Genomic DNA, 25,036 nt, shown 5'->3' with positions numbered 1-25,036 from the left:
GCAACGGGCCTCTCACAGCCGCACCGACATGCCGCCATCCACCGTCAGCACATGGCCATTGACGAAGGAGGCCGCATCGCTGGCCAGAAACAGCGCCGCACCGGCGATTTCATCCGGCCGGCCCCAGCGCTCCAGCGGCACCCGCAGCTTGGCGAAGGCCACCATCTCAGGATTTTCGGAAAGGGCGGCGTTGGTTTCGGTGGCGAACATGCCCGGCGCTATCGCGTTGCTGGTGATGCCGCGCGCGCCATATTCCACGGCAATCGCGCGCATCAGCCCGGTCAGCCCCTGTTTGGCGACGGGATAGATCGCATCCCCCGGCCGGACGATATGGCCGAGAATGGAGGTGATGGTGATGATGCGGCCGTAACCATTGATGTTCATGGCCTCTGCCGCATCCCGCGACAGCGAGACGGAAGAGGTGAGGTCGGTGCGGATGAGTTCCAGCACGTCCTCGTCGCTGAATTCGGCAAGCGGGCGGCGGTCGCGCGCGCCGACATTGTTGACGAGGATATCGAGATGGCCGGTTTCGTCCATGATACGGCGGACAAGGGCGCTGCCGGCTGCGGTGTCGGCAATATCGAAGGCGGCGTAATCGGCTTTTCCGCCGGCCTTGCGCAGCACATCTGCCGCCTGCTCCAGCGTTTCGGCGTTGCGGCCGCTCAGCCAGACATGGGCGCCCGCTTCGGCGAAGGCGCTGGCAATTTCAAAACCGAGGCCGCGGCCGCTGCCGGTGATGATGGCCGTGCGGTTTTCGAGAGAGAATTTCTGGAGAATGCCCATCGCTCACCTTTTTTGCTTCAGAGCATCGGACCGAAAACGATGTTGCGATTTTCGGAAGATCCGAGGCTGTTGGTCAAAGCCACGCAGCTTCTTTGAGCTGGCGTAGGGGAAGACTATGCCGTGTGCGGCGTTCCGTGAAAGGTCGCCAGTCCGGCCTGGCCGTTCGGTGGACATAAAAATGGCGTCGCCCGGCTCAGGGCGACGCCATGTCTTGGCTTATCAGGCAGCAGCCGACTTTGCGAGCGGCACTTCCGCGATCGTCTGCAGAACGACGGAAGCGATCTGGTATGGGCAGCCCTGCGAGTTCGGACGACGGTCTTCGAGGTAACCACGGTAACCGTTGTTGACGAAGGAATGCGGAACGCGGATCGAGGCGCCACGGTCTGCCACGCCATAGGAGAACTTGTTCCACGGAGCGGTTTCGTGCTTGCCGGTCAGGCGCAGATGGTTGTCCGGGCCGTAAACGTCGATGTGTTCCTGCCAGTTCTTGGCAAAAGCGGCCATGAGGGCTTCGAAATAGTCCTTGCCGCCAACTTCGCGCATGAACTTGGTGGAGAAGTTGCAATGCATGCCAGAGCCGTTCCAGTCGGTATCGCCGAGCGGCTTGCAATGGAATTCAACGTCGATGCCGTACTGTTCGCAAAGGCGCAGCAGCAGGTAACGGGCGATCCAGATCTGGTCGGCGGCGCGCTTGGAGCCCTTGCCGAAGACCTGGAATTCCCACTGGCCCTTGGCCACTTCGGCGTTGATGCCTTCGTGGTTGATGCCGGCTTCGAGGCAGAGGTCGAGGTGCTCTTCAACGATTTCACGGGCAACCGAACCGACATTCTTGAAGCCGACGCCGGTGTAATAAGGACCCTGCGGAGCCGGGTAACCCTGTTCCGGGAAGCCGAGCGGGCGGCCGTCCTGGTAGAAGAAATATTCCTGTTCGAAACCGAACCATGCATCCTCGTCCTCGAGGATGGTGGCGCGGCTGTTGGAGGCGTGCGGGGTAACGCCATCGGGCATCATGACTTCGCACATGACGAGCGCACCGTTGGTACGGGCCGGGTCGGGGTAGATCGCAACGGGCTTCAGCACGCAATCCGACGAATGGCCTTCAGCCTGCTGGGTGGACGAACCATCGAAACCCCAAAGTGGCAGCTGCTCGAGTGTCGGGAATTCGTCGAATTCCTTGACCTGTGTCTTGCCGCGCAGGTTGGCGACCGGCTTGTATCCATCCAGCCAGATGTACTCGAGTTTGAACTTAGTCATTACGAACCTCTCATAGGTAAAGATGCGAAGCCTTGAGGCTTCCGTGGCTTTCGCCGCCGGAAGCGCTTTCGCGTTCAAGGGCTGACCCCATAGATGCATGCCGCGTGCCAGATTGGCGATGTTTAGCAGATTCTTCGAAAAATCTTTCAGAGGCTCTGGAGCGCAAGGGCTGCGATATTGCGGGAACCCGTTCCTGCTGCGCCGCAGAAGGCAAATTCACCCCTCATGTTTCGTCATTGAATCCTGATAGATAGCCGGCGTCCTGGCAGAGAATGCCCTGTTGCGGTGCAATGATTTCAATTGCGCGCGACGGATCGGCATTTGCCCCAAAAACTGGCGCTTCCGGAATGGTTTTTCTTGCTGATTGGTCGCTTAGTGCCTATATTTTTCGCAACGTGATTTTTTTTTAATCAAACGGAGCGAATCCGGCCTTTGCGGGTTTGCTTCAGACAAAAAGTGCCTCGATGCAAACAAAGTGAGATGATCGAAATGGCAACTGGCATTCATCGCGAGACGGCAACGATTTATCAATTCCCGGTCGGCGGGCGCGCGGGCCTTTCCAGGTTCGGCAACAGCGGACTTAGCGAGCTTGAGCTTCAGGCGCGGGAGCCGCATGTGGATTTCGGTTCCTGGTATCATGATGAAGCGATCCGGGATGAAGAGCGGGGCGATAAGCCGCATTCCTGATGTGAGACGACGGTGCGGCGCATTTCTTCTCCCCGTGGGGGAGAAGGTGGCCCGAAGGGTCGGATGAGGGGGCAACCCCTCCGTATATCTCGACCCTCGCCCCCTCATCCCGCTGCCGCGGACTTCTCCCCGGCGGGGAGAAGAAACAAGTTTAAGCCGCCCATTCCACATGGGGCCCCTTTACTCGTATCTGCCCTTAAAACCTCCCCCCTGCATCTTTCGCCACCCCGACTACGTCAATTGACGTATACGGTTTCGCGTTCGCGAGATCGATAGTCCCTCCCAGCAGCGGCCGCAGATGCCGCTGAGCCTTGATAAGAGGCCAAACAAGGAGAGGGGTTCTTCCGATGATATTCCGCAAGACGCTTAATGCTGCGCTGCTTGGCGCGATCCTGTCCACCACCGCCTTCCATGGCGCTTTTGCCGCTGACGACACCATCAAGGTCGGCGTGCTGCATTCGCTGTCCGGCACCATGGCGATTTCAGAGACGACGCTGAAGGACGCCATGCTGATGCTCATCGACGAGCAGAACAAGAAGGGCGGCGTGCTCGGCAAGAAACTCGAAGCCGTGGTGGTCGATCCGGCTTCCGACTGGCCGCTATTTGCCGAGAAGGCCCGCCAGCTGATTTCGCAGGACAAGGTCGCGGCCGTTTTCGGCTGCTGGACGTCTTCGTCGCGCAAATCCGTGTTGCCGGTCTTCGAAGAGCTGAACTCGATCCTGTTCTACCCGGTTCAGTATGAGGGTGAAGAATCCTCGCGTAACATCTTCTACACCGGTGCGGCGCCGAACCAGCAGGCCATTCCGGCCGTCGATTATCTCGCCAGCACCGAAGGTGTGGAGCGCTGGGTTCTGGCCGGCACGGACTATGTCTATCCGCAGACCACCAACAAGATCCTGAAGGCCTACCTGATGTCGAAGGGCGTCAAGGAAGAGGACATCATGATCAACTACACGCCGTTCGGTCATTCCGACTGGCAGACGATCGTCTCCGACATCAAGAAATTCGGCTCGGCCGGCAAGAAGACCGCCGTGGTCTCCACCATCAACGGCGATGCCAACGTGCCTTTCTACAAGGAACTGGCGAACCAGGGCATCAAGGCTGAAGACATTCCCGTCGTCGCCTTCTCCGTTGGCGAAGAAGAGCTTGCCGGTCTCGACACCGCACCGCTGGTCGGCCACCTTGCCGCCTGGAACTACTTCCAGTCCGTCGATGCGCCTGTTAATGCCGAATTCATCAAGACCTGGCACGCCTTTACCAAGAACGACAAGCGCGTGACCAACGACCCGATGGAAGCCGCCTATATCGGCTTCAACGCCTGGGTAAAGGCTGTCGAATCCGCCGGTACGACGGATACGGACAAGGTTCTCGACTCGATTATCGGTGTTTCCGTGCCGAACCTTTCGGGCGGTTACTCCACCGTCATGCCGAACCACCACATCACCAAGCCGGTGCTGATCGGCGAAATCCAGGCCGACGGCCAGTTCGAGATCGTGCAGCAGACGCCGCAGGTCGTGGGGGATGAATGGTCGGATTATCTGCCGGATTCGAAGGATCTGATCTCTGACTGGAGGAAGCCGATGTCGTGCGGCAACTTCAATGTGGCCAGCGGTAAGTGCGGCGGCAAGGGTAGCTGATTAGCCCCGGGGGATGGTGCCGCTCCCTCTTCGTTGGGGGCGGTGCTTCAATAGTTGAAAACTGAACAAGCGTGCCCCCCTCTGCCCTGCCGGGCATCTCCCCCACAGGTGGGGAGATCGACTCGTGGCTAGGCCCCGCATTTCTCTTCGGTCGAGATAGAGCGATGCGAGCGCACCTTGCCGATCTCCCTCCTTGTGGGGGAGATGCCCGGCAGGGCAGAGGGGGGTAAACCGCATACTCAAGTGGCATTACCCACAAACGCCCCGTCGCAAACCGCCCAAGGAACCCGACATGACGATCCGATCTTTTCTCGGAGCCATCTTCCTCTGGCTCACCCTGGGGATCGCAGCCCAATCCTTCGCGCAAAGCGAGCCGAAGGCGCTGATCGACCAGCTCGGCACGGCGGATTTCAAGCAGGCCGAAGTGCTGATCGGGCAGGTCGCTGCCACCGGCGATGCGCGTGTCGTGCCGGCGCTCGAGGCTTTCGCGTCAGGCGATCTTTACGTGCGCAAGGCCGATAATCTGGTGTTCATGACGAAACCGGCAGGTTCCAATTTTACGCTGATCGACCCGCTGACGGGCGAAAGTGCGGGTGAAGCGCCGAAGGCGACTGTTACCAAGATCAGGGTCAACAACAATCTGCGACGCGTCATTCGCGCCGCACTCGGCGGCCTGACCTTGCTCAGCCCGGAAAAATCCGTGCGGCTTTCCGCGGCTGATGCCGTTCTGAAAGCGCCGAGCGCCGAAAATCTCGAATTGCTGGAAGCGGCCATCGCCAAGGAGGCCGATACTGAGGTGCGGACCCGGATGGAGGAGGCGCGGGCTGTCTCGCTGCTCTCCTCCGAACGGTCGCTCGAACAGAAGAGGCAAGCGATCGCGACCATCAAGAAGCTCGGCGGGCGCGATGCCATCGGCATTCTCATGGCGGCGTCGGCCTCCGTGGATCAAAGCCTGAAACCCGATATAGACGAGGCCATTTCCAGCATCGAAAGCGCGCTTGCCTTCTGGGATTACGTGCAGAATGTCTGGTATGGCCTTTCACTCGGTTCCGTTCTGCTGCTCGCCGCCATCGGTCTTGCCATCACCTTCGGCGTCATGGGCATCATCAACATGGCCCATGGCGAAATGGTGATGATCGGCGCTTACTCCACCTTCATGGTGCAGGAGGTGATCCGCACGCATTTCCCCGGCCTGTTTGACTGGTCGCTCGCCATCGCTCTGCCCGCCGCCTTTCTGGTGACGGCCTTCGTCGGCCTCGTGATGGAGCGCGGCGTCATCCGCTTTCTTTACGGGCGGCCGCTCGAAACGCTGCTCGCCACCTGGGGCATTTCGCTCATCCTGCAACAGGGCGTGCGCTCCATCTTCGGGCCTACCAATCGTGAGGTTGGCAGCCCGAGCTGGATGTCCGGCTCCTTCAGCGTCGGTTATCTCAATTTCACCTGGAACCGGGTGTGGATCGTCTGTTTTTCGCTTTCGGTGTTCTTCGCGCTGCTGGTTCTCCTGAAGCGCTCCGCTTTCGGGTTGCAGATGCGCGCCGTGACGCAGAACCGCCGCATGGCCTCTTCCATGGGCATTCGCACGCCGTGGGTGGATGCCTTCACCTTCGCGCTCGGTTCGGGCGTTGCCGGTCTCGCCGGTGTGGCGCTGTCGCAGATCGACAATGTCTCGCCCAATCTCGGCCAGAGCTACATCATCGACAGTTTCATGGTGGTGGTGTTCGGCGGCGTCGGCAATCTCTGGGGAACGCTGGTGGGCGCCCTGTCTCTCGGCGTGCTCAACAAGTTCCTCGAGCCGACTGTGGGCGCCGTTCTCGGCAAGATCCTCGTGCTCGTTCTCATCATCCTGTTCATCCAGAAGCGGCCGCGCGGTCTCTTCGCACTCAAGGGAAGGGCGATCGAAGCATGATTACCGGCTTCCTCCTGCGCGCGCTCGATCGCCGCATTTCCATCGCCATCGGCATCATTCTGGCCATTGCCGTGCTTGTGCCTGCTTCCAACCTGCTGTTGCCTCAAGACAGCGCGTTCCGCATCCCGACCTACATCATGTCGATGCTGGGCAAATATCTGGCCTATGCGCTCCTGGCGCTGGCGCTTGATCTCGTCTGGGGTTATTGCGGCATCCTCTCGCTCGGCCATGCCGCCTTTTTCGCGCTCGGCGGTTACGCCATGGGCATGTATCTGATGCGGCAGATCGGCACGCGCGGGGTTTATGGCCATCCGGTGCTGCCTGATTTCATGGTCTTCCTCAACTGGAAGGAACTGCCGTGGTTCTGGCAGGGCTTCGACATGTTCTGGTTTGCGGCGCTGATGGTGCTTGTCGTGCCGGGGCTGCTCGCCTTCGTGTTCGGCTGGTTCGCCTTCCGCTCGCGCGTCAACGGCGTTTATCTCTCCATCATCACCCAGGCCATGACCTATGCGCTGCTGCTTGCCTTCTTCCGCAACGACATGGGTTTCGGCGGCAATAATGGCCTCACCGATTTCAAGGACATCCTCGGCTTTTCCGTGCAGGCGGATGGCACCCGCGCCGTGCTGTTTGCCATGACGGCGGTGATGCTGGCGCTTTCGCTGCTGATCGCATCCGGCATCGTCAATTCCAAATTCGGCAAGGTGCTGGTGGGCGTGCGCGATGCCGAAAGCCGGGTGCGCTTCCTCGGTTTCCGGGTGGAAAACATCAAGCTCTTCACCTTCGTCGTTTCGGCCATGATGGCGGGCATTGCCGGTGCGCTGTTCGTGCCGCAGGTGGGCATCATCAATCCCGGCGAATTCTCTCCCGCCAACTCCATCGAAGTGGTGGTGTGGACGGCGGTGGGCGGGCGCGGCACGCTGATCGGGCCGATTATCGGCGCTGTCCTGGTCAATGGCGGCAAGAGCTATTTCACCGGCGCTTTCCCGGAATTCTGGCTGTTTGCGCTGGGCGGGCTCTTCATCGCGGTGACGCTGTTCTTCCCCAAGGGCATCGTCGGCACGCTGCAACACTATCTGACCCGGCGGCGCGAAAAGCGTGTTGCGCTCGCGGCAGGCGATGCCCAGCCGGGCAATGACGGTGCCGTAACAGTGGCGCAACAGGCGGCGGAGTGAGGCGGATATGAACACGATTTCCGAAAACAGAACGAAGAGCCTGCTTTATCTCGATGGCGTCTCGGTATCCTTCGACGGTTTCAGGGCGCTGAACTCGCTCTCCTTCGTGGTGGAGCCGGGGGAGCTTCGCGCCATCATCGGCCCGAACGGTGCTGGCAAGACGACGATGATGGATATCATCACCGGCAAGACGCGGCCGGATACCGGCACGGTGCTGTTCGAAGACAGTATCGACCTCACCAAAAAGGACGAGGCGGATATCGCCCAGCTCGGCATCGGGCGTAAGTTCCAGAAGCCGACGGTGTTTGAAAGCCATACCGTCTGGGACAATCTGGAACTGGCGCTCAACCGCAGGCGCGGCGTCTTCGCAACGCTGTTTTACCGGCTGACGGAGGAAGACAAGGCGCGAATCGAGGAAATCCTCGCCACCGTGCGCCTTGGCCACCGCCGCGGCGATCTTGCCGCCAACCTCTCGCACGGCCAGAAACAATGGCTGGAAATCGGCATGCTCTTGGCGCAGGAGCCGAAGCTGCTTTTGGTGGATGAGCCGGTGGCGGGCATGACGGATGCGGAAACGGCGGAAACCGCCGTGCTTTTGAAGGAAATCGCCAAGACCCGCTCTGTTGTCGTGGTGGAGCACGACATGGGCTTCATCCGCGAGCTGGGGGTGAAGGTGACGTGCCTTGCCGAAGGCTCGGTGCTGGCCGAAGGGTCGATCGATTTCGTGTCCAGCGATCCGAAGGTGATCGAGAATTATCTGGGGCGATAGAAAGAGCTGGCCTCTACTTGTGCCTGTAATAATAACCGGATTTAAGTTGAAAAATTTAAAATCTGGAGTTGATCGAATGGCGTTGATTGGAATTCTGGTTATGGCAATCGGTGCTGCGGCAGTCTGGTATTGGCGATTGAAGATGGTGCGTGAGGCCGGTAGCGAAATCATCGACACCGTCGAGAAAATGCGGGGCGCCTATAAGCGCAGGGCATTTCGGAAAAAGGCCGAAGTCGCACCAATCGCGTCCATTCGTGATCCTGCGATTGCTGCGGTGGCATTCTTCATGTGCCTTGCCAACGAAAAGCCGATGTATCTCGACGCGGCAAAAAAAGTTGTCCGTGAAAAGATGAGAGACATCATTTCGCCGGCGGATATGGAAGAAATTATCGTCTTCGGAGAATGGGCATCCAGAAATGTCGTCAATCCCGAAGACCCGATCCGCAGATTTCGCGATTTATGGGCGAATGCGCTCGATTTCGATGAAAGACGACAGTTGATCGATATTGCCGAAGAGGTCAGCCAGGTCGGTGGCGACAAGACCAGCGAGCAGGAAAATGCCCTGCAGGCTTTGAGACGAACATTGCTGAATTAGAACAGGTGGATGAAATGCTGAACGTCGACAACATCAACCTCCATTACGGCGCAGCGCAGGCCCTGCGCGGCGTTTCGCTGACGGCGGAGATGGGCAAGATCACCTGTGTCCTCGGCCGCAACGGGGTGGGCAAAAGCTCGCTTCTGCGCGCCGTTACCGGCCAGCACGCCATCAGTGCCGGGACGATCAGCTTTGAAGGGGCGGCGCTGGATGGGATGGCGCCTTACCATCGGGCCAAGCGTGGTGTCGGTTACGTGCCGCAGGGGCGGGAAATCTTTCCGCTGCTCAGCGTTCAGGAAAATCTCGAAAGCGGCTATGCGCCGCTGCCGCGTAAGGAACGGTTCATCCCGGATGATATTTTCAGCCTGTTTCCGGTGCTGCAATCCATGCTGGGAAGGCGCGGCGGCGATCTCTCCGGTGGTCAGCAGCAGCAGCTCGCCATTGGCCGGGCGCTGGTGACGCGGCCGAAGATCCTCGTTCTCGACGAGCCGACCGAAGGTATCCAGCCGTCGATCATCAAGGATATCGGCCGGGCGATCAAATATCTCAGGGATTCCACCGGCATGGCGATCCTGCTGGTCGAGCAATATCTGGATTTCTGCCGTGAGCTTGCCGATTACGTTTACATCATGGATCGCGGTGAGATCGTCCATGAGGGGCCGGCTGAAACGCTGGATACGCCGGAAGCTCGGCGTCATCTGACAGTATAAATCGAGACTAAAAATACTGCGCGCCGATCACGGCGTGCAAACGGCCGATTAATATTTTGAAAGCCTATGCGCCTCTGCATGGCTTTTATGCGCAATTTTAGCATTTCGTTGAATAAAAGCCTGTGATATTGGCAGCGCAAATGCTGCATGCGAGACACAGGAAAAGTCTATTCGCACGCCGCGACAGTTGATCCCTTACATTCCATGCACCTCCGACGTATCGTCGGAGACATAGTGCCAATAAAGGCGTGTCAATGCATCAAGACTTTGCAACTGGCCGGGCTGCCCGGTTGTTCCGCTCCGCCCGCACCCTCGTTCTGGGCATTGCGATGTGCGCAAGCGCCGGTGCCGCGGCGTCGGCATCGACCTGCGGTCAGCTTCCCGGACCCGGCGTGGAGCCAGGCCGGCATGATTTTTCCATTCTCTCTAACGGGCATAAACGCGACGGCGTCTATTTCGTTCCCTCCGCCTATGACGGAAAAAAGCCGTTGCCGGTGGTATTCGATTTCCATGGCTCCAACAGCAATCCGCACGGTCAGCTGAACCGCAGCGGCTGGGACAAGCTTGCCGAGCGTGATGGCCTGATGGTCGTGGCACTGGCTGGCAGTTTGAACGGCGAATTACCCGGCACCCATGCCTGGAACGTGCCGGGCGTTACCACGCGCCCCGGTGGACTGGATGAGGTCGGTTTCATTCGCAATGCGATTGACATGGTCAAGGGCAAATTCTGCGTGGATGAAGAGCGCTTTTACGGTTCCGGTTATTCCGGCGGCGGGCGCATGCTGTCGCAATTCATCTGCAATGGCAGCGCGGATTTCACCGCCGCGGGCTTTGTCGCTTCGCTGCGCGCGGGTTATCCGCTGGAAACCGAAGGCAAATGGGGACCGGATGCGGCAAGCTGCGCACCGGCGCGGCCGATGTCGATCATCGCCTTTGCCGGGTTGAAGGATCCCGCCAACCCCTATCAGGGTGGTGGCAAATCCTATTGGCAATATGGCGGTGAGACGGCGCTGAAGCGCTGGGCCGAGATGGATGGTTGCAAGGGCGGCGCCAAAACCAAGCCGGGTGAGAGCTTCACCGTGAATTCCTATGATGTCTGCAAGGGCGGTGCGCGCATCCAGTCCTATGTCATCGAAAACTGGGACCATGCCTGGCCGCGCGCCGCCATGAAGGCGGAAGTGCTGGCCGCGAGCGCCGTCGTTACCCGCAAACCCGGCGGCGAACAGACGCCGAAGGCGGAACCCGCCGTGGAGCGCAAGATGCCCACAGGCGAAGTGACCCGCACGGTTGATGCGGCCGAAAGAATGTGGGACTTCTTCCGTAATACGGAAGGGCAGCTGGTGGTGGACGCCGTCGTCAAGAAGGATTGTGGCGCCAAGGCCTCGTCCGCTTCCGCAACTACATCGGAGACCGCGTGCAGCAGCAACAGCAAGCCATCGGCACTTCCGGTTGCGAAGACGCTCAACCTGTCCGGCAGCAGCGCGCCCGTGGCAGAGGACGCATTGTAACCAAGGCGGTTGAAGGTCGCAGCCGGCTGGACGAGCTGTTTCAGGAAGGCTGCGCCAAAATCCGACTGCCGGATACGTTTTCGAACGAAGCCGAGGCCATTCTCATCAATTCTTCCGGCGGGTTGACCGGCGGAGACGAAATAGAGTGGCAGGCCACGGCCGGTGCCGGCACCTCGCTGGTGGTGACAACGCAGGCCTGCGAAAAGGTCTATAAGGCATCATCAGGCACAGCCACCGTCACCGCCCGCGTTTCGGCCGGGCCGGGTGCCCGGTTACACTGGCTGCCGCAGGAAACCATTCTCTTCGACCGCGCTTCCCTGACCCGCCGGCTGGAAGCCGATCTTGATCAATCTTCCGAATTCATCGCCGTCGAAGCAGTGCTGCTGGGCCGTCAGGCCATGGGCGAGGCGATGACGCATGGCCTTTTTCGTGACCGCTGGCGCATTCGCCACGGGGGAAAGCTGGTGCATGCCGAAGAGCTTCTGCTTGAGGGTGAGGTGGCGGAGCTGACCGTAAAACCGGCGGTTCTGGCCGGTCAGGTCGCCTTTGCGACGCTGCTTTATATCGGGCCTCTCTCCGAGGCGCTTCTGCCTAAAATCCGGGCTATTGCCGGTGAAAGCGGCGGCGCCAGCGAATGGCAGGGCAAGCTTGTTGTGCGCGTCTCTGCCGCCGATGGTTTCTCCCTCAGAAAATTGCTTTTTCCGATCATTTCGCTCTTGCGAAACGGCGCGCCAGTGCCGAAAGTCTGGAATCTGTAACCTCCGGATCGCCCGCGACAGGCGACCTACCGGGGTCTGTCAAACAAGTCGGATCTGTTCCCCGAAACCCTCAGTGGTTTGCGGAGCAGGTGCGAAAGCTGCGGGACGACGATGAACCTTAGCCCAAGAGAAAAAGACAAGCTGCTGATTTCCATGGCCGCCATGGTGGCGCGCCGCCGGCTGGAGCGTGGCGTGAAGCTGAATTATCCGGAAGCGATTGCGCTGATTAGCGATTTCGTCGTCGAGGGCGCCCGTGACGGCCGCGCCGTTGCCGACCTGATGGAAGCTGGCGCGCATGTGATTTCCCGCGATCAGGTGATGGAAGGCATCGCCGAGATGATCCATGATGTGCAGGTGGAAGCGACGTTTCCGGATGGCACCAAGCTGGTGACCGTCCATGAACCGATCCGATAGAGGAGGGTGGCATGGCGCTGGAACTGAGGCCCAATTGCGAATGCTGCGACCGCGATCTTGCACCCGACAGCCGGGATGCAATGATCTGCTCGTTCGAGTGCACCTTCTGCGTTGATTGTGTGACGGATGTGCTTCAAGGCGCCTGCCCGAATTGCGGCGGTGAGCTGGTTCGCAGGCCGGTCCGCCCGGCGGCAAAACTCGTCAACAATCCGGCGTCAACGACGCGCGTGCTGAAAGCCGAAGGCTGTCCGGCCGCGACCGCCGCCTGAAACAGATAAGGGAGAGCACCATGAAGCCAGGCGAAATCATTGCCGCAGAGGGCACCATCGAGCTCAATGCCGGCCAGCCGACGGTGACGATCGAGGTGGCCAATTCGGGCGACCGGCCGGTGCAGGTGGGCAGCCATTACCATTTCTTCGAGACCAATGCCGGGCTTATTTTCGAGCGCGACAAGGCGCGCGGCATGCGTCTCGATATCCCGGCAGGCACGGCGGTTCGTTTCGAACCCGGCCAGAAGCGGGAAGTAACGCTGGTGCCGCTTTCCGGCAAGCGTGAGGTTTACGGTTTTCGTCAACAGGTCATGGGGAGGTTATGAAATGGCCAGTGCGCATTATCATGGAAGCTGCCAATGCGGCGACGTCAGCTTCGAGGTCGATGCCGATCTCGATCACACCATTGTCTGTAATTGCTCACGCTGCAAGCGTCTGGGTTCTACGCTCGCCTTTGCGCCGCGCGAGAAATTCACCCTGCTTTCCGGCGAGGACAAACTGACGGAATACCTCTTCAACAAGCACCATATTCATCATCTTTTCTGCTCCACCTGCGGCATTGAAAGCTTTGCTTATGCCGATGGGCCGGATGGAACGCCGATGGTGGCGGTGAACGCCAATTGTCTCGATGGCGTCGATCCGCGGGCGCTGAAGCCGCAGGCTTTCGATGGCGCGGCGGCCTGAATGATGGGTATGAGCAGGAAAAACTTCGGTTTCGTGGCAGCCTTGCTGCTGACCGGCGGCTTGTCGCTGCCGGCGGTGGCGCAGGATGAGCCGGATTGCAAAGCGCCGGAAACGCAGACGGATATGACCATCTGCGCTGGCAAGGATTATGAAAAGGCCGACAAGCAGCTCAACGCCGAATACCAGAAGCTGCGCAAGGCGCTCACTGCGCGCGACAAGACGGCGGATGCGGACGGCAAGGGCGCGACCGAGGCACTTGTGGCGGCCCAGCGTGCCTGGGTGGCGTTCCGCGATGCCAATTGTGCCCTTTCCGGCTTTCAGGCACGCGGCGGCACGATGGAGCCGATGCTGATTTCGTCCTGCCTCGCTGAAATGAGCGGCAAGCGCGCTGAAGAACTGCGCCAGCTTGGCGAGGGTTTCTGAACGGCATGGGGCGGCGCATCACGATTGTCGGAAACGGGGAGTTGCCGTTGGGTGCGGCCGATTTCATCGACCGTTCCGACATCGTCATCCGCTTTAATGACTGCCGGTCGCTGGGGCCTGGCGGCACGCGCACCGATGTGGTGGCTGTCTGCAACACGGGGCGGCCGGGCCGTGAGATGACTGAAGGCACCGACTGGCGCGAGAGTGATGGGGTGCGGCAGGCTACCGCCATCTGGTCGGTGCGTGATCCGGCAAAGTTTGCCGAAATGGAGCCGGATATTCGCCGGCGCTGGCCGGAACTGACCGATTTCTGCGCCGATTATACCGCCGCTTTCGCTGCACTTGCGCGGGAAACGGGCAAGAGCCACATCGTCATTCCCCGCGGCGTGCATGACAGGCTGGATGTGGCGCTCGAAGCCTATACGCCCGCACCCTATGTCTGCCCCAGCACCGGCCTTTTTGCCATCGCCCATGTTCTCGAGAATGTGAGCGGCGATGGTGACGAGGTGGCGATTGCCGGTTTCGGCCATCAGGGCTGGAGCGGCCATCCGTTCACTGCCGAACAACAACTGGTCGAAGCCCTCACAAATGAGGGCCGGCTGACACGAATTTCTCCCACATCGATTTTCTCCGCGTCCGAAGGAGCCTGAGCCCATGCCTTACAAGATTTCCCGCGCCGCCTATGCCGGCATGTTCGGCCCGACCGTTGGCGACAAGGTGCGTCTTGCCGATACCGAACTCTTCATCGAGATCGAAAAGGACCACACGACCTATGGCGAGGAAGTGAAATTCGGCGGCGGCAAGGTCATTCGCGACGGCATGGGCCAGAGCCAGGCGACGCGGGCCGAGGGCGCTGTCGATACCGTCATCACCAATGTGGTGATCGTTGACCATAGCGGCATCTACAAGGCGGATGTGGGCCTGAAGAACGGGCGCATCCACGCCATCGGCAAGGCGGGCAACCCGGATACGCAGCCGGGCGTGACGATCATCGTCGGTCCTTCGACGGAGGCGATTGCCGGTGAAGGCAAGATCCTGACGGCCGGCGGCATGGATGCGCATATCCATTACATCTGCCCGCAGCAGATCGAGGAAGCGCTGATGAGCGGCGTGACCTGCATGCTGGGCGGCGGCTCCGGCCCGGCACATGGCACGCTTGCCACCACCTGCACCGGTGCATGGCATATCGAGCGGATGATCGAAAGCTTCGATGCCTTCCCGATGAATCTGGCGCTGGCCGGCAAGGGCAATGCCTCGCTGCCCGCGCCGCTGGAAGAGATGATCCTCGCCGGCGCCTCCTCGCTGAAGCTGCACGAAGACTGGGGCACGACGCCCGCCGCCATCGACAATTGCCTGACGGTTGCCGATGAATATGATGTGCAGGTGATGATCCACACCGACACGCTGAACGAGAGCGGCTTCGTGGAAGACACGGTCGCCGCCATAAGGGGCCGCACCATTCATGCCTTCCACACCGAAGGGGCGGGCGGCGGGCACGCGCCTGATATCATCAAGGTCTGCGGCAATCCCAACGTCATTCCGTCTTCCACCAACCCGACGCGGCCCTATACCGTCAATACGCTGGCCGAACATCTGGATATGCTGATGGTGTGCCACCACCTGTCGCCGTCCATTCCCGAAGATATCGCCTTCGCTGAAAGCCGCATCCGCAAGGAAACCATCGCGGCGGAGGATATTCTGCATGATATCGGCGCGTTTTCGATCATCTCGTCGGATAGCCAGGCCATGGGCCGTGTCGGCGAGGTGGCGATCCGCACCTGGCAGACCGCCGACAAGATGAAGCGCCAGCGTGGCCGCCTGAAGGAAGAGACCGGCGAAAACGACAATTTCCGTGTCCGCCGTTACATCGCCAAATATACGATCAACCCGGCCATCGCCCAGGGTGTCAGCCATGAGATCGGCTCCATCGAAGTCGGCAAACGTGCGGATCTGGTGTTGTGGAATCCGGCCTTTTTCGGCGTGAAGCCGGAGATGGTGCTGCTCGGCGGCTCGATTGCCGCCGCCCCGATGGGTGATCCGAATGCCTCCATTCCCACGCCGCAGCCGATGCATTACCGGCCGATGTTTGCCGCCTATGGCAAGCTGCGCACCAATTCCTCGGTCACTTTCGTCTCGCAGGCGTCGCTGGATGCCGGCCTTGCCCAGCGCCTTGGCGTCGCCAAGACGCTGCTGCCGGTGAAGAATGTGCGCGGCGGCATCTCCAAGGCGTCGATGATCCACAATTCGCTCACCCCGCATATCGAGGTCGATCCGGAAACCTATGAGGTGCGGGCGGATGGCGAACTTTTGACCTGCGAACCGGCCACCGTGCTGCCGATGGCGCAGCGTTATTTCCTGTTTTAACGGCGTTTCGTGTTGAGATTTATCACAAAGTGGATCGGCGGCGGCGTGCTGCTGATCGTCCTGTTTCTTATGCTCGGTACCCTCGTGCCGCGCCCCTTTTTCGCTGACAATGCAGACGGCGGCGCGAAGGATCGCGAGATTCTGCTATTGTCCAATCCGATCCACACCGATATCGCCCTGCCGGTCGATGACGATCTGCGGCGGGTGTTTTCCGAGTTGCAGGAGGACGGTATTGCCGTCAATCATCCCGCAGCTGCCTATCTGGTGTTTGGCTGGGGTGGACGGTCGTTTTATATAGAGACACCCACCTGGGCCGATCTGAAACCGATGCCGGTGCTGCGCTCGTTCACGCTTGACCGATCGGTGATGCATGTGGACGTGACGGGAGACTTTCCCGCCGATATGGCCGGAGTGAAACGGCTTCGTATTTCTGAAGAGGGCTATCAGCGTCTTCTCGCCGGTATCAGGGCAAGTTTTGTCAGAAATGACGGCAAGGTCCAGCTTGTCCCCGGTGCCGCCTATGGTTTGACGGACGCGTTTTTCGAGGCGAATGGCTGGTTTAATGCGCTGGCCGGCTGCAACACTTGGTCGGCCGTCATGTTGCGCGAAGCCGGTATTCGAACAGGCTGGTGGACGCCCTTGCCGCCGCTGTTGCGCTGGTCGGTCGATCTCCACAATTGATCCTCTGCCGATGCGGCATTTCGTACATTCGATGACTTGAATCCGATTTTTATGCTGCACCGCAGCGCATCTTGCGCTATGGAAACGGCAAAAGAATTCCGTGCGGATTGATCCCAAGCGATCCGCGTAAAACACCTGATCAGGAGAAAAGCCATGCTCGGCAAAAAAGTGCCCGCCGTAACTTTCCGCACGCGCGTTCGTGACGAGGCCGTTGGCGGCCCCAACCCGTTCCGCTGGCAGGACATGACCTCCGACGATTATTTCAAGGGCAAGAAGGTCGTTCTGTTTTCGCTGCCGGGCGCCTTCACACCGACCTGCTCGACCTATCAGCTTCCCGATTTCGAAAAGCTGGCTGGCGAATTCCGCGCGCTCGGCGTGGATGAAATCTATTGCCTGTCGGTCAACGATGCCTTTGTCATGAATGCCTGGGCCAAGGGCCAGAACCTCGAAAACGTCAAGGTCATTCCGGATGGTTCGGGTGAGTTCACCCGCAAGATGGGCATGCTGGTCGCCAAGGACAATCTCGGTTTCGGCATGCGCTCCTGGCGTTACGCCGCCGTCATCAATGACGGTCTGGTGGAGCAGTGGTTCGAGGAAGAGGGCTATCAGGATAATTGCGAATCCGACCCTTACGGCGTTTCCGCGCCGCAGAACATTCTGGAAAACCTGAAAAGCCGCGCTGCGGCCTGATTTTGGTTTTGTGAAGGCCCGGCACCGATGTCGTGTTCGGGGTGCCGACAGGAGGCGAAAACCTCTCCTCCGTCATCCTCGCCCTTGAGGCGAGGATCCATAAACGTCTGACGGGTGGATCCCCGGGTCAAGCCCGAGGATGACGTTGAAAGTGGAGAAAGGTTTGCACCTGGCCCGGCTGTGATGCCGGGCTTTGTCATTCTGGTGGCCATGTGCCCTGAAATCGCGCCTTGAAATCCCCCCGCCTATCCGTCAAAAATCGAAACCCCAAGACAGTTTTCGAACGGATCATCCCATGCTGCGCGTTACCTCTTACCATCCTGCCGGAACCCCTGGCGACGAGCCTTCCGGTTATGTCACGCTGGCGCATGACCAGCGGCATCTGCGCCGCAAGCTGCTGCATCTGCAGAATGACGAGATGGTGATGCTCGATCTGAAGGAAGCCGTGCTGTTTGCCCATGGCGACCTTCTGGTGGTGGAAAACGGCGATCTGATCGAGGTTCGGGCCGCGGCTGAAAAGCTGTTTGAAATCACGCCGAAGGATCGGCTTCACCTGATCGAGCTCGCCTGGCATCTGGGCAACCGGCATCTTTCGGCACAGATCGAAGAAGAGCGCATTCTCATCCTGCGCGACCACGTGATCCGCGCCATGCTCGAAGGTCTCGGCGCCACGGTGCGCGAGGTGGAGGAACCTTTCCAGCCGGCGCGCGGCGCGTATCACGCCCATGGCGGCCATTCCCATAGTCACGGGCATGATCACCACCATCATGATCACGGTTGATCCGTGAGCGACGATCGCGGCGTTGCCGCCTTGCTGCGGCTGATGGCCTGGCTGTCGCCGGCCTTTCCGGTTGGCGGTTTTTCCTATTCCGGCGGGCTTGAAAAGGCGGTTGAGGATGGGCGTGTGCCCGATGCAGCCGGTCTTCTTGGCTGGGTGGAGACACTTCTGCGCCACGGCAGCCTTTGGAACGACGCGGTGTTTCTGGCGGAAGGCTGGCGCAGGGGCAGCGATGCCGCCGCCCTGAATGAAATGGCCACTCTTGCGCGGGCGCTGGCTGGCGCAGCGGAGCGATATCGCGAAACGGTACTTCTGGGTGATGCCTTCGTCGCCGCCGCGGGCGCATGGCCGCATGCGGTTCTGGAACTGTTGCCCAAGGAGTGTCCATATCCTGTCGCCGTCGGGGCCGTGGCCGCCGCGCATGGGGTGCCGCTTAAGGAAACGCTTGCCGCTTTCGCACATGCCGGCGTCTCGCAAATGGTTTCGGCCGGCATCCGCCTTGGCGTGGCAGGCCAGAAGGATGGCGTCGCCATTCTGGCAGCAAGCGAAGCGGTGATTGAGGAGATGACTGCGCGGGCTGCGCAATCCACGCTCGATGACCTCGGCAGCGCGACGATCATCGCCGATACGGCGGCGATGCGCCACGAGGTGCAGGGCACGCGGCTTTTTCGCTCCTGAAAGTTACAGCATCGATGGAGCGAGCGCATGCCGCTTGTTTCTTCTCCCCGAGGGGGAGAAGGTCGCGGCAGCGGGATGAGGGGGCGAGCTCCCCGAAATCCGGCGACGTTGCCCCCTCATCCGACCCTTCGGCCACCTTCTCCCCCCTCGGGGAGAAGAAACTCGCGGCACGATCCTTGCATATCTTGAAGCGAGTAGCGGAGGAGATATGGTGAGACAGAACCAAAGCATAGTGAAGGAAACACAGTCGTGAAATCGGGCATGAAATCGGGCAATGGCCCGTTGCGTGTTGGCATTGGCGGGCCGGTTGGTTCGGGCAAGACGGCGCTGACGGAAAAGCTCTGCAAGGCGATGAGCGCCGATTATTCCGTCGCCGTCGTTACCAACGATATCTATACGAAAGAGGATGCCGAGGCGCTGGTGCGCATGCAGGCGCTGCCGTCGGAGCGTATTGTCGGTGTGGAGACGGGCGGTTGCCCGCATACCGCTATCCGCGAGGATGCGACGATCAATCTGCAGGCGATTGCCGGGCTCAATGCGCGCTTTCCCGATCTGGATGTCGTCTTCATCGAATCCGGTGGCGACAATCTCGCCGCGACCTTTTCGCCCGATCTTGCCGATATCACCATCTATGTGATCTCCGTCTGTCAGGGTGAGGAAATTCCGCGCAAGGGCGGGCCAGGCATCACCCGCTCCGATCTGCTGGTCATCAACAAGAAGGATCTCGCACCTTACGTCGGGGCCGATCTGACCGTAATGGATAATGATGCGACCCGCATGCGCAATGCCATGCCCTTCGTCTTCACCGATATGAAGCGGGGCGATGGGGTGGAGCATATCGTCGGTTTCCTGAAAGAGCAGGGCGGTCTCTGAGCCATGAATACGCCTCTTCATTTCGGTCCCTATGCCGTGTCCCGCTTTGTCGATGGCGTCTACAAGGCGCCGGTCGGCCATCTTATCCATCGGCAGGGCGAGGTTGCGCTGGCCGCGGTTCTTGCCGGGCTTGAAGGCGAGACGGTGGATGTGGATGTCAATTGTTTCGCGCTCTCCGGGCCTGATGGCATCTGGCTGATCGATGCCGGTTGCGGCACCGCCTGGGGTGCGGCCTATGGCCATGCCCGCGCGGCGATGATCACCGCCGGTATTCAGCCGGCCGATGTGACGCGTGTCATCCTAACCCATATTCACGGCGACCATGCGTTGGGTCTCATTGATGGTGACAAGCCATATTTTCCCAATGCGGAAATATGGGTGCCGGAGGCCGATCTTGGCTTTTTCACCAGTGCGGATGCCCGCAAGAGCTTGCCGCCAGCCCGGCAGGGCGGTTTCGATCTCGCCGCCCGGCTGCTCGATATCTGTGGTGCCATGCTGCGGCCGATCCCCATGGGCATGATTGCCGAGGATATCGAGGCGATCGCCATGCCCGGCCACACGCCGGGGCATGCCGGCTATCTCATCGGCAGCGGTGATAACCGGCTGTTATTGTGGGGTGATGTGCTGCATGTGAGTGGATTGCAGGCTGACGATCCTGAAATCGCTTTCGTTTACGATATCGATTCCGAACTTGCCTATGCCACCCGTCTTTCGGCGCTGGCCGAGGCGGCCGATCACGGCTGGCTGGTGTCCGGTGGCCATCTTGGCGGCTTTTTCCATATTGAACGGCAGGGCGACGCCTTCCGCTTCGTGCCGCAGCCGGGTTGATCTGCCCTTTCCACAATGGCGAAATCCACAATGGCGAAAGGCGGGCTACCGGCTGGCATCCCGCCCTTCTTCCTCTCCCGCTGTCTTTTCTAGATCTGCTTCAATGCGGCGACGTCATTGACCTGCACGATGCGGCCGCGCACGGTGACGCCTGATTTTTTCAGCGCCGAGAAGGCGCGTGACAGGGCTTCCGGCGCAAGGCCGAGCTTGCCGGCAAGCAGGCTTTTCTGGAACGGCAGCCGCAGCGAAAAGGATGTCGCATCACGCGGGCCCTGATTGATGAGATAATGGGCGACGCGTTGTGGCGCGGTCTGCAGCCGATCGTTGGCGATGCAATCCATGGTGCCAAGCAGGCTGTTGGAAAGGCAGCGCATGACGGCTTTGGCGATTGCCGGTTCCTGATCGATCAACGCCCGGATTTTCGCGAGCTCGAAACGCGCCACGGTGCAGCTTTCCGCCGCCTGCGCGCTGTAGCGATAGGTGTCGCTGCCGAAAATCAGGCATTCGTTGAAGGTATCGCCCGGACCGCTGACGCGCACATCCGCCTCGCGCCCATGCCTGTCCAGCCGGTAAAGCCTGATATAACCCGACAGAACGCAATAAAAATGCTGCGCCGCTTCGCCTTCCTTGAAGAGCACATGGCGGGCGTTGACATTGATGATGGTCGCCGCCTCCATCAGCTTCAACGCCACTGCGTCATCCGCTATCCCGATCAAGGGCGCGCGCAGCAGAATGTTCCTGTCCCTGTTGCTCAGCTTCACGGTCTTGTTCACGTCCATCCGGCTCCCGCTCAAACCTTTTGCCGGGCTGTCCGAAGCGATACGAAACCGGGGATGTTCCGTTTCCCTTACGCCTATCTGCAAAGAACTCATCGCACTATCCTTCGACCGGCAATTCCCGATGCGAGGGAGATTAGCAGTTCACCTGAAAAGCGAATTGATTTCGATCAAACGGGGTTGCAGTCGTTATGTGAGAGGAAATGACGGGCTGTTCGTGTTTCAAAGCACAGAGGGGAAATATGGGGCGGGCGATTGCCACATATTTCTTCTCCCGAGGGGGAGAAGTCCGCGGCAGCGAGATGAGGGGGCGAGGGTAGAGGGATTCGGCAACGTTGCCCCCTCATCCGGCCCTTCGGGCCACCTTCTCCCCCTCGGGGAGAAGAAACCGGCCGCAACGCCCTGCGATAAGTAACCTCGCCACAAAAAGAAACGCCGGGCACTGGACTCGGCGCTTTTTTACTTTCATTCCGCAGCAAGCGGCGGCAGCCGTAATATGTTGCTGCCCTTGTCTGCGGCCTTGTCGCCGGTGCCCTTTTCCATGCCGGCGACCCGCGCCTCCAGCGAGGAGAGTGCCAGGCTGTTTTCGCGGGCGATCTCCGAGAGTTTCTCGTTGGAGAGAGCCTCTTCCTCCTCTTCCTTCTTGCCGACGAAGCGGCCGAAGAGGTGGGCGAGCAGGCGCGACAGGTCGTCCATGATCAGGAAGAAGGCAGGAACCACGATCAGCGACAGAACGGTTGATACGATGATGCCGCCGATGACCGCGATTGCCATCGGTGCGCGGAACGAGCCGCCTTCGCCGACGCCGAGTGCGGAGGGCAACATGCCTGCCGACATGGCGATGGAGGTCATGATGATCGGGCGGGCGCGCTTGCGACCGGCCTCGATCATGGCATGCACTCGCTCCATGCCGTGACGGCGCATCTCGATGGCGAAGTCTACCAGGAGGATGGCGTTTTTCGTCACGATGCCCATCAGCATCAGGATGCCGATGAGAACCGGCATGGACAGCGCGTTCTGGGTGATGATGAGCGCGACGGCCACGCCGCCGATGGCGAGCGGCAGCGAGAACAGGATGGTGAAGGGCTGGATGACATCCTTGAACAGCAGGATGAGCACGACAAGCACCAGCAGCAGGCCAAGCAGCATGGCGTTGACGAAGCCCTGCTGCATTTCACCCTGCACCTTGGCATCGCCGCTTTCCGCCAGGCGCACACTTGCCGGCAGCTTGGTTTCCTCGACGATCCGCTTGAATTCGGCCGTCGAGGTATCGAGCGCCGTGCCGAATGGCACGTCGGAGCCGATGGAGACGACGCGGTTGCGGTCGTTGCGCTTGATCGAGCTCGGACCTTCCGAATAGTCGATATCGGCAACGCTGTAGAGCGGCACCAGCGAGCCGGATGCGGTCTTGATCTTCAGGGCGCGGATGGTGGCGAGATCGCGGCGGGTATCGATGGACGCCTGCACGCGGATCGGAATCTGCCGGTCATCCAGAGAAATCTTCGTCAGCTGGGCGTCGATATCGCCGATGGTGGCGACGCGAACCGTCTGCGAAATCTGCTGCGGCGTGATGCCGAGGCGGGCGATTTCATCCTTGCGCGGGCGGATCTGCAATTCCGGACGCGGCAACGCGCCTTCCGAGCTGACATTGGCAAGGATGGGTGAGGCGCGTAGACGGCTTTCGAGAATGCCGACGGCGTCGTTCAGGTCCTTCTCGTTCGACGACAGGAAGTTGAAGCTCAGTTCGCGTTCCGCACGGTCGTTCAGCTTGATGATGCGCACATCCGGAATGGCGCGGACCTTGGCGAAGATGTCCCGCTCCACATCCCATTGCGGACGTGTGCGGCCCTTTTCTTCCACCTTCGGAAGATATTGGCCGATGAGCGGAATGGAGCCCAGCCCCTTGTTGACCAGCACCTTCAGCAATGAGTGGTCGATATGCTGGAGGATGACGTTGACGGTGGCGCGGCGAAGTTCCAGATCGCCCTTGGGCGAAGCGCCGCCGAGAATGAAGACGCTTTCCACGCCGTTGATGTCACGGATGGCATGGAAGATTTCGGTCGTCGTCCGGTCGGTTTCATCCAGCGTCGCATTGGGCGGCAGTTCCACCGAGAGCGTCACGCGCGATGCGTCGTCCGGCGGCAGGAAGCTGCCCGGAACGCCGGCGAGAAGAATGACGGAGGCGACGAGGAAGCCGACGGCGCCGATGAGCGTGAGGTAACGCGCCCACCATTTGCGGGTGGTGGCGGAAACCATGCGCGTATAGGCCTTCATCAGCCGGCCGTCATTATCGTGATGGTCGTCCATCGCGTCTTCGGCGCGCATCAGATAGGCCGCCATCAGCGGTGTGATGAGGCGGGCCACTGCCAGCGAGAAGAACACCGAGAAGGCAACCGTCAGACCGAACTGGATGAAGTACTGACCGGGAATGCCGGGCATGAACGAGACAGGCACGAAGACGGCGATGATGGTGAAGCTGGTGGCGATGACGGCGAGACCGATTTCGTCGGCGGCCTCGAGCGCTGCCCGATAAGGCGTCTTGCCCATCTTGATGTGACGGGCGATGTTCTCGATTTCCACGATGGCGTCGTCCACGAGAATACCCGTGGCGAGCGTCAACGCCAGGAAGCTGACGAGGTTGAGCGAGAAGCCCATGATATCCATGATCCAGAAGGTCGGGATCGCGGAAAGCGGTAGCGCGACGGCGGCAATCAGGGTGGCGCGCCAGTTGCGAAGGAAAAGCAGGACCACGATGATGGCGAGGATGGCGCCCTCGATCAGCGTATCAAGCGCCGCCTTGTAGTTGCCATAGGTGAAATAGACGGCGTCATCGACCATCTGGATCGAGACTTCCGGATGGTCCTTGCGGACCTTTTCGAGGCTTTCCGCCACGGTTTCGGCAACCGAGACTTCGCTTGCACCCTTGGAGCGGAACACCGCGAAGGTGACGGCGGGGTTGCCGTTGAACCGCGAGAAGGATTTCTGTTCCTGATAGGTGTCGGTCACCGTACCCAGTTCGGAAAGCTTGACGAAGCGGCCGTTGGAGAGCGCGATGGTGGTGTTGGCAAGTTGCGTCACGTCGCGGGTGTCACCGAGCGTGCGGATCGTCTGCTCATTGCCGCCGACCTGGCCGCGGCCGGAGCCGAGATCGACGTTGGTGCCGCGCAGCTGGCTGTTCACCTCGCTTGCGGTGATGCCATAGGCATCAAGCTTTTCGGGGCTGAGCGAAACGCGCACCTCCCGGTCCGCACCGCCATAACGGTCGACCTTGCCGATGCCGGACTGGCCCTGCAGCGAGCGCTTGATCGTGTCGTCGACGAACCAGGACAGTTCTTCGAGCGTCATGTTCGGCGAAGAAACGGCAAAGGTCTGGATCGCCTGGCCTTCGACGTCGATCTTGCTGACGACAGGCACTTCGATATCGGCGGGCAGATCGCTGCGGATCTTGTCGATGGCGTCCTTCGTGTCCTGAACCGCCTCTTCCGTCGGCTTTTCGATGCGGAAGACGACCGTGGTCGTCGATTGGCCGTCGACTACGCTGGACTGTATTTCATCGACGCCGCTGATGGCGGCGACGGCGTCTTCGATCTCCTTCGTCACCTGCATTTCCAGCTCGGAGGGCGAAGCGCCGCTCTGGGTCACGGTGACGGCAACGACGGGGACGTCGATATTCGGAAAACGGGTGATCGGCAGGGTCTTGAAGGCCTGCATGCCGAGGATCATCAAAAGCGCGAAGCCGAGAAGCGGCGCAATCGGGTTACGGATTGACCATGCGGAGAAGTTCATTTCATTCCCTCAG

General features: G+C 60.3%; 26 protein-coding genes. 22 read left to right on the top strand and 4 right to left on the bottom strand.

Annotated features, from left to right (window positions below; translation table 11 throughout):
* Positions 1–12: 12 nt before the first annotated feature.
* A complete protein-coding gene (locus AKG12_RS06330) occupies positions 13–783 on the bottom strand; it encodes an SDR family oxidoreductase (RefSeq protein ID WP_052818222.1) in 771 nt (256 codons plus the stop codon).
* Positions 784–1,002: 219 nt separating this feature from the next.
* Entirely contained in the window at positions 1,003–2,037 is a 1,035-nt protein-coding gene (locus AKG12_RS06325; RefSeq protein ID WP_046798392.1) for a glutamine synthetase beta-grasp domain-containing protein, read from the bottom strand.
* A gap of 480 nt (positions 2,038–2,517) precedes the next feature.
* Here AKG12_RS06325 and AKG12_RS06320 point away from each other — a divergent pair, with 480 nt between their 5' ends.
* From AKG12_RS06320 to aidB, 22 genes are all read left to right on the top strand, one after another.
* Complete coding sequence (locus AKG12_RS06320; RefSeq protein ID WP_052818221.1) at positions 2,518–2,724, top strand: DUF2735 domain-containing protein; 207 nt, start codon at positions 2,518–2,520, stop codon at positions 2,722–2,724.
* 347 nt (positions 2,725–3,071) lie between these two features.
* Positions 3,072–4,361, top strand: a complete 1,290-nt coding sequence (gene urtA, locus AKG12_RS06315; RefSeq protein WP_052818220.1) for an urea ABC transporter substrate-binding protein — start codon at positions 3,072–3,074, stop codon at positions 4,359–4,361.
* 292 nt (positions 4,362–4,653) lie between these two features.
* Positions 4,654–6,267: an urea ABC transporter permease subunit UrtB gene (gene urtB, locus AKG12_RS06310; protein WP_052818219.1), complete on the top strand. Its 1,614-nt coding sequence runs from the start codon at positions 4,654–4,656 to the stop codon at positions 6,265–6,267.
* A complete protein-coding gene (gene urtC, locus AKG12_RS06305; protein ID WP_052818218.1) occupies positions 6,264–7,439 on the top strand; it encodes an urea ABC transporter permease subunit UrtC in 1,176 nt (391 codons plus the stop codon). Before urtB ends, urtC begins: the two co-directional genes overlap by 4 nt.
* A gap of 7 nt (positions 7,440–7,446) precedes the next feature.
* Positions 7,447–8,208: an urea ABC transporter ATP-binding protein UrtD gene (gene urtD / locus AKG12_RS06300; protein WP_052818217.1), complete on the top strand. Its 762-nt coding sequence runs from the start codon at positions 7,447–7,449 to the stop codon at positions 8,206–8,208.
* 76 nt (positions 8,209–8,284) lie between these two features.
* Positions 8,285–8,803: a hypothetical protein gene (locus tag AKG12_RS06295; RefSeq protein WP_052818216.1), complete on the top strand. Its 519-nt coding sequence runs from the start codon at positions 8,285–8,287 to the stop codon at positions 8,801–8,803.
* Positions 8,804–8,817: 14 nt separating this feature from the next.
* A complete protein-coding gene (gene urtE / locus AKG12_RS06290; protein ID WP_052818365.1) occupies positions 8,818–9,513 on the top strand; it encodes an urea ABC transporter ATP-binding subunit UrtE in 696 nt (231 codons plus the stop codon).
* A 254-nt stretch (positions 9,514–9,767) separates the two neighbouring features.
* Positions 9,768–11,021: a CE1 family esterase gene (locus tag AKG12_RS06285; protein WP_052818215.1), complete on the top strand. Its 1,254-nt coding sequence runs from the start codon at positions 9,768–9,770 to the stop codon at positions 11,019–11,021.
* Complete coding sequence (locus tag AKG12_RS06280; protein WP_052818214.1) at positions 10,928–11,779, top strand: urease accessory protein UreD; 852 nt, start codon at positions 10,928–10,930, stop codon at positions 11,777–11,779. The genes AKG12_RS06285 and AKG12_RS06280 overlap by 94 nt, the downstream gene beginning before the upstream one ends.
* A gap of 111 nt (positions 11,780–11,890) precedes the next feature.
* On the top strand, positions 11,891–12,193 hold the full coding sequence (locus AKG12_RS06275; RefSeq protein WP_006315002.1) for an urease subunit gamma: 303 nt from the start codon (positions 11,891–11,893) through the stop codon (positions 12,191–12,193).
* Positions 12,194–12,204: 11 nt separating this feature from the next.
* Positions 12,205–12,462, top strand: coding sequence for a DUF1272 domain-containing protein (locus AKG12_RS06270; protein ID WP_052818213.1), 258 nt, complete (start codon positions 12,205–12,207; stop codon positions 12,460–12,462).
* 20 nt (positions 12,463–12,482) lie between these two features.
* Complete coding sequence (locus AKG12_RS06265) at positions 12,483–12,788, top strand: urease subunit beta (protein WP_046797816.1); 306 nt, start codon at positions 12,483–12,485, stop codon at positions 12,786–12,788.
* A 1-nt stretch (position 12,789) separates the two neighbouring features.
* Positions 12,790–13,146 carry a GFA family protein gene (locus AKG12_RS06260; RefSeq protein ID WP_046797817.1) on the top strand — a complete coding sequence of 119 codons (357 nt, stop codon included), beginning with the start codon at positions 12,790–12,792 and terminating at the stop codon, positions 13,144–13,146.
* A 9-nt stretch (positions 13,147–13,155) separates the two neighbouring features.
* The gene (locus AKG12_RS06255; RefSeq protein ID WP_052818364.1) at positions 13,156–13,569 is read left to right on the top strand and encodes a lysozyme inhibitor LprI family protein; all 414 of its coding nucleotides are present in this window, start codon (positions 13,156–13,158) and stop codon (positions 13,567–13,569) included.
* Positions 13,570–13,574: 5 nt separating this feature from the next.
* The gene (locus AKG12_RS06250) at positions 13,575–14,219 is read left to right on the top strand and encodes a hypothetical protein (protein WP_052818212.1); all 645 of its coding nucleotides are present in this window, start codon (positions 13,575–13,577) and stop codon (positions 14,217–14,219) included.
* A 4-nt stretch (positions 14,220–14,223) separates the two neighbouring features.
* Positions 14,224–15,933, top strand: coding sequence for an urease subunit alpha (gene ureC, locus AKG12_RS06245; RefSeq protein WP_052818211.1), 1,710 nt, complete (start codon positions 14,224–14,226; stop codon positions 15,931–15,933).
* A gap of 9 nt (positions 15,934–15,942) precedes the next feature.
* Entirely contained in the window at positions 15,943–16,614 is a 672-nt protein-coding gene (locus AKG12_RS06240) for a TIGR02117 family protein (RefSeq protein WP_052818210.1), read from the top strand.
* Between the two features lie 153 nt (positions 16,615–16,767).
* Positions 16,768–17,304 (top strand): peroxiredoxin, encoded by a 537-nt coding sequence (locus AKG12_RS06235; protein ID WP_046797821.1) that lies wholly within the window; start codon positions 16,768–16,770, stop codon positions 17,302–17,304.
* Between the two features lie 295 nt (positions 17,305–17,599).
* Positions 17,600–18,085 carry an urease accessory protein UreE gene (ureE, locus tag AKG12_RS06230; RefSeq protein ID WP_052818209.1) on the top strand — a complete coding sequence of 162 codons (486 nt, stop codon included), beginning with the start codon at positions 17,600–17,602 and terminating at the stop codon, positions 18,083–18,085.
* 3 nt (positions 18,086–18,088) lie between these two features.
* On the top strand, positions 18,089–18,760 hold the full coding sequence (locus tag AKG12_RS06225) for an urease accessory protein UreF (protein ID WP_052818208.1): 672 nt from the start codon (positions 18,089–18,091) through the stop codon (positions 18,758–18,760).
* Between the two features lie 261 nt (positions 18,761–19,021).
* Complete coding sequence (ureG, locus tag AKG12_RS06220; RefSeq protein WP_046797824.1) at positions 19,022–19,633, top strand: urease accessory protein UreG; 612 nt, start codon at positions 19,022–19,024, stop codon at positions 19,631–19,633.
* 3 nt (positions 19,634–19,636) lie between these two features.
* Positions 19,637–20,461, top strand: coding sequence for an AidB family quorum-quenching N-acyl homoserine lactonase (gene aidB / locus AKG12_RS06215; RefSeq protein ID WP_052818207.1), 825 nt, complete (start codon positions 19,637–19,639; stop codon positions 20,459–20,461).
* An 89-nt stretch (positions 20,462–20,550) separates the two neighbouring features.
* On the opposite strand, the gene AKG12_RS06210 is transcribed toward aidB, so the two are convergent.
* Positions 20,551–21,240: a Crp/Fnr family transcriptional regulator gene (locus AKG12_RS06210; protein ID WP_046797826.1), complete on the bottom strand. Its 690-nt coding sequence runs from the start codon at positions 21,238–21,240 to the stop codon at positions 20,551–20,553.
* A 462-nt stretch (positions 21,241–21,702) separates the two neighbouring features.
* The gene (locus tag AKG12_RS06205) at positions 21,703–25,023 is read right to left on the bottom strand and encodes an efflux RND transporter permease subunit (protein ID WP_046797827.1); all 3,321 of its coding nucleotides are present in this window, start codon (positions 25,021–25,023) and stop codon (positions 21,703–21,705) included.
* Between the last annotated feature and the right edge of the window lie 13 nt (positions 25,024–25,036).

Origin of the sequence: Agrobacterium sp. SUL3 (assembly GCF_001263295.1) — a bacterium.
Classification (GTDB): Bacteria; Pseudomonadota; Alphaproteobacteria; order Rhizobiales; family Rhizobiaceae; genus Agrobacterium; species Agrobacterium tomkonis.
This window is presented reverse-complemented; position numbering and strand designations above follow the sequence as displayed.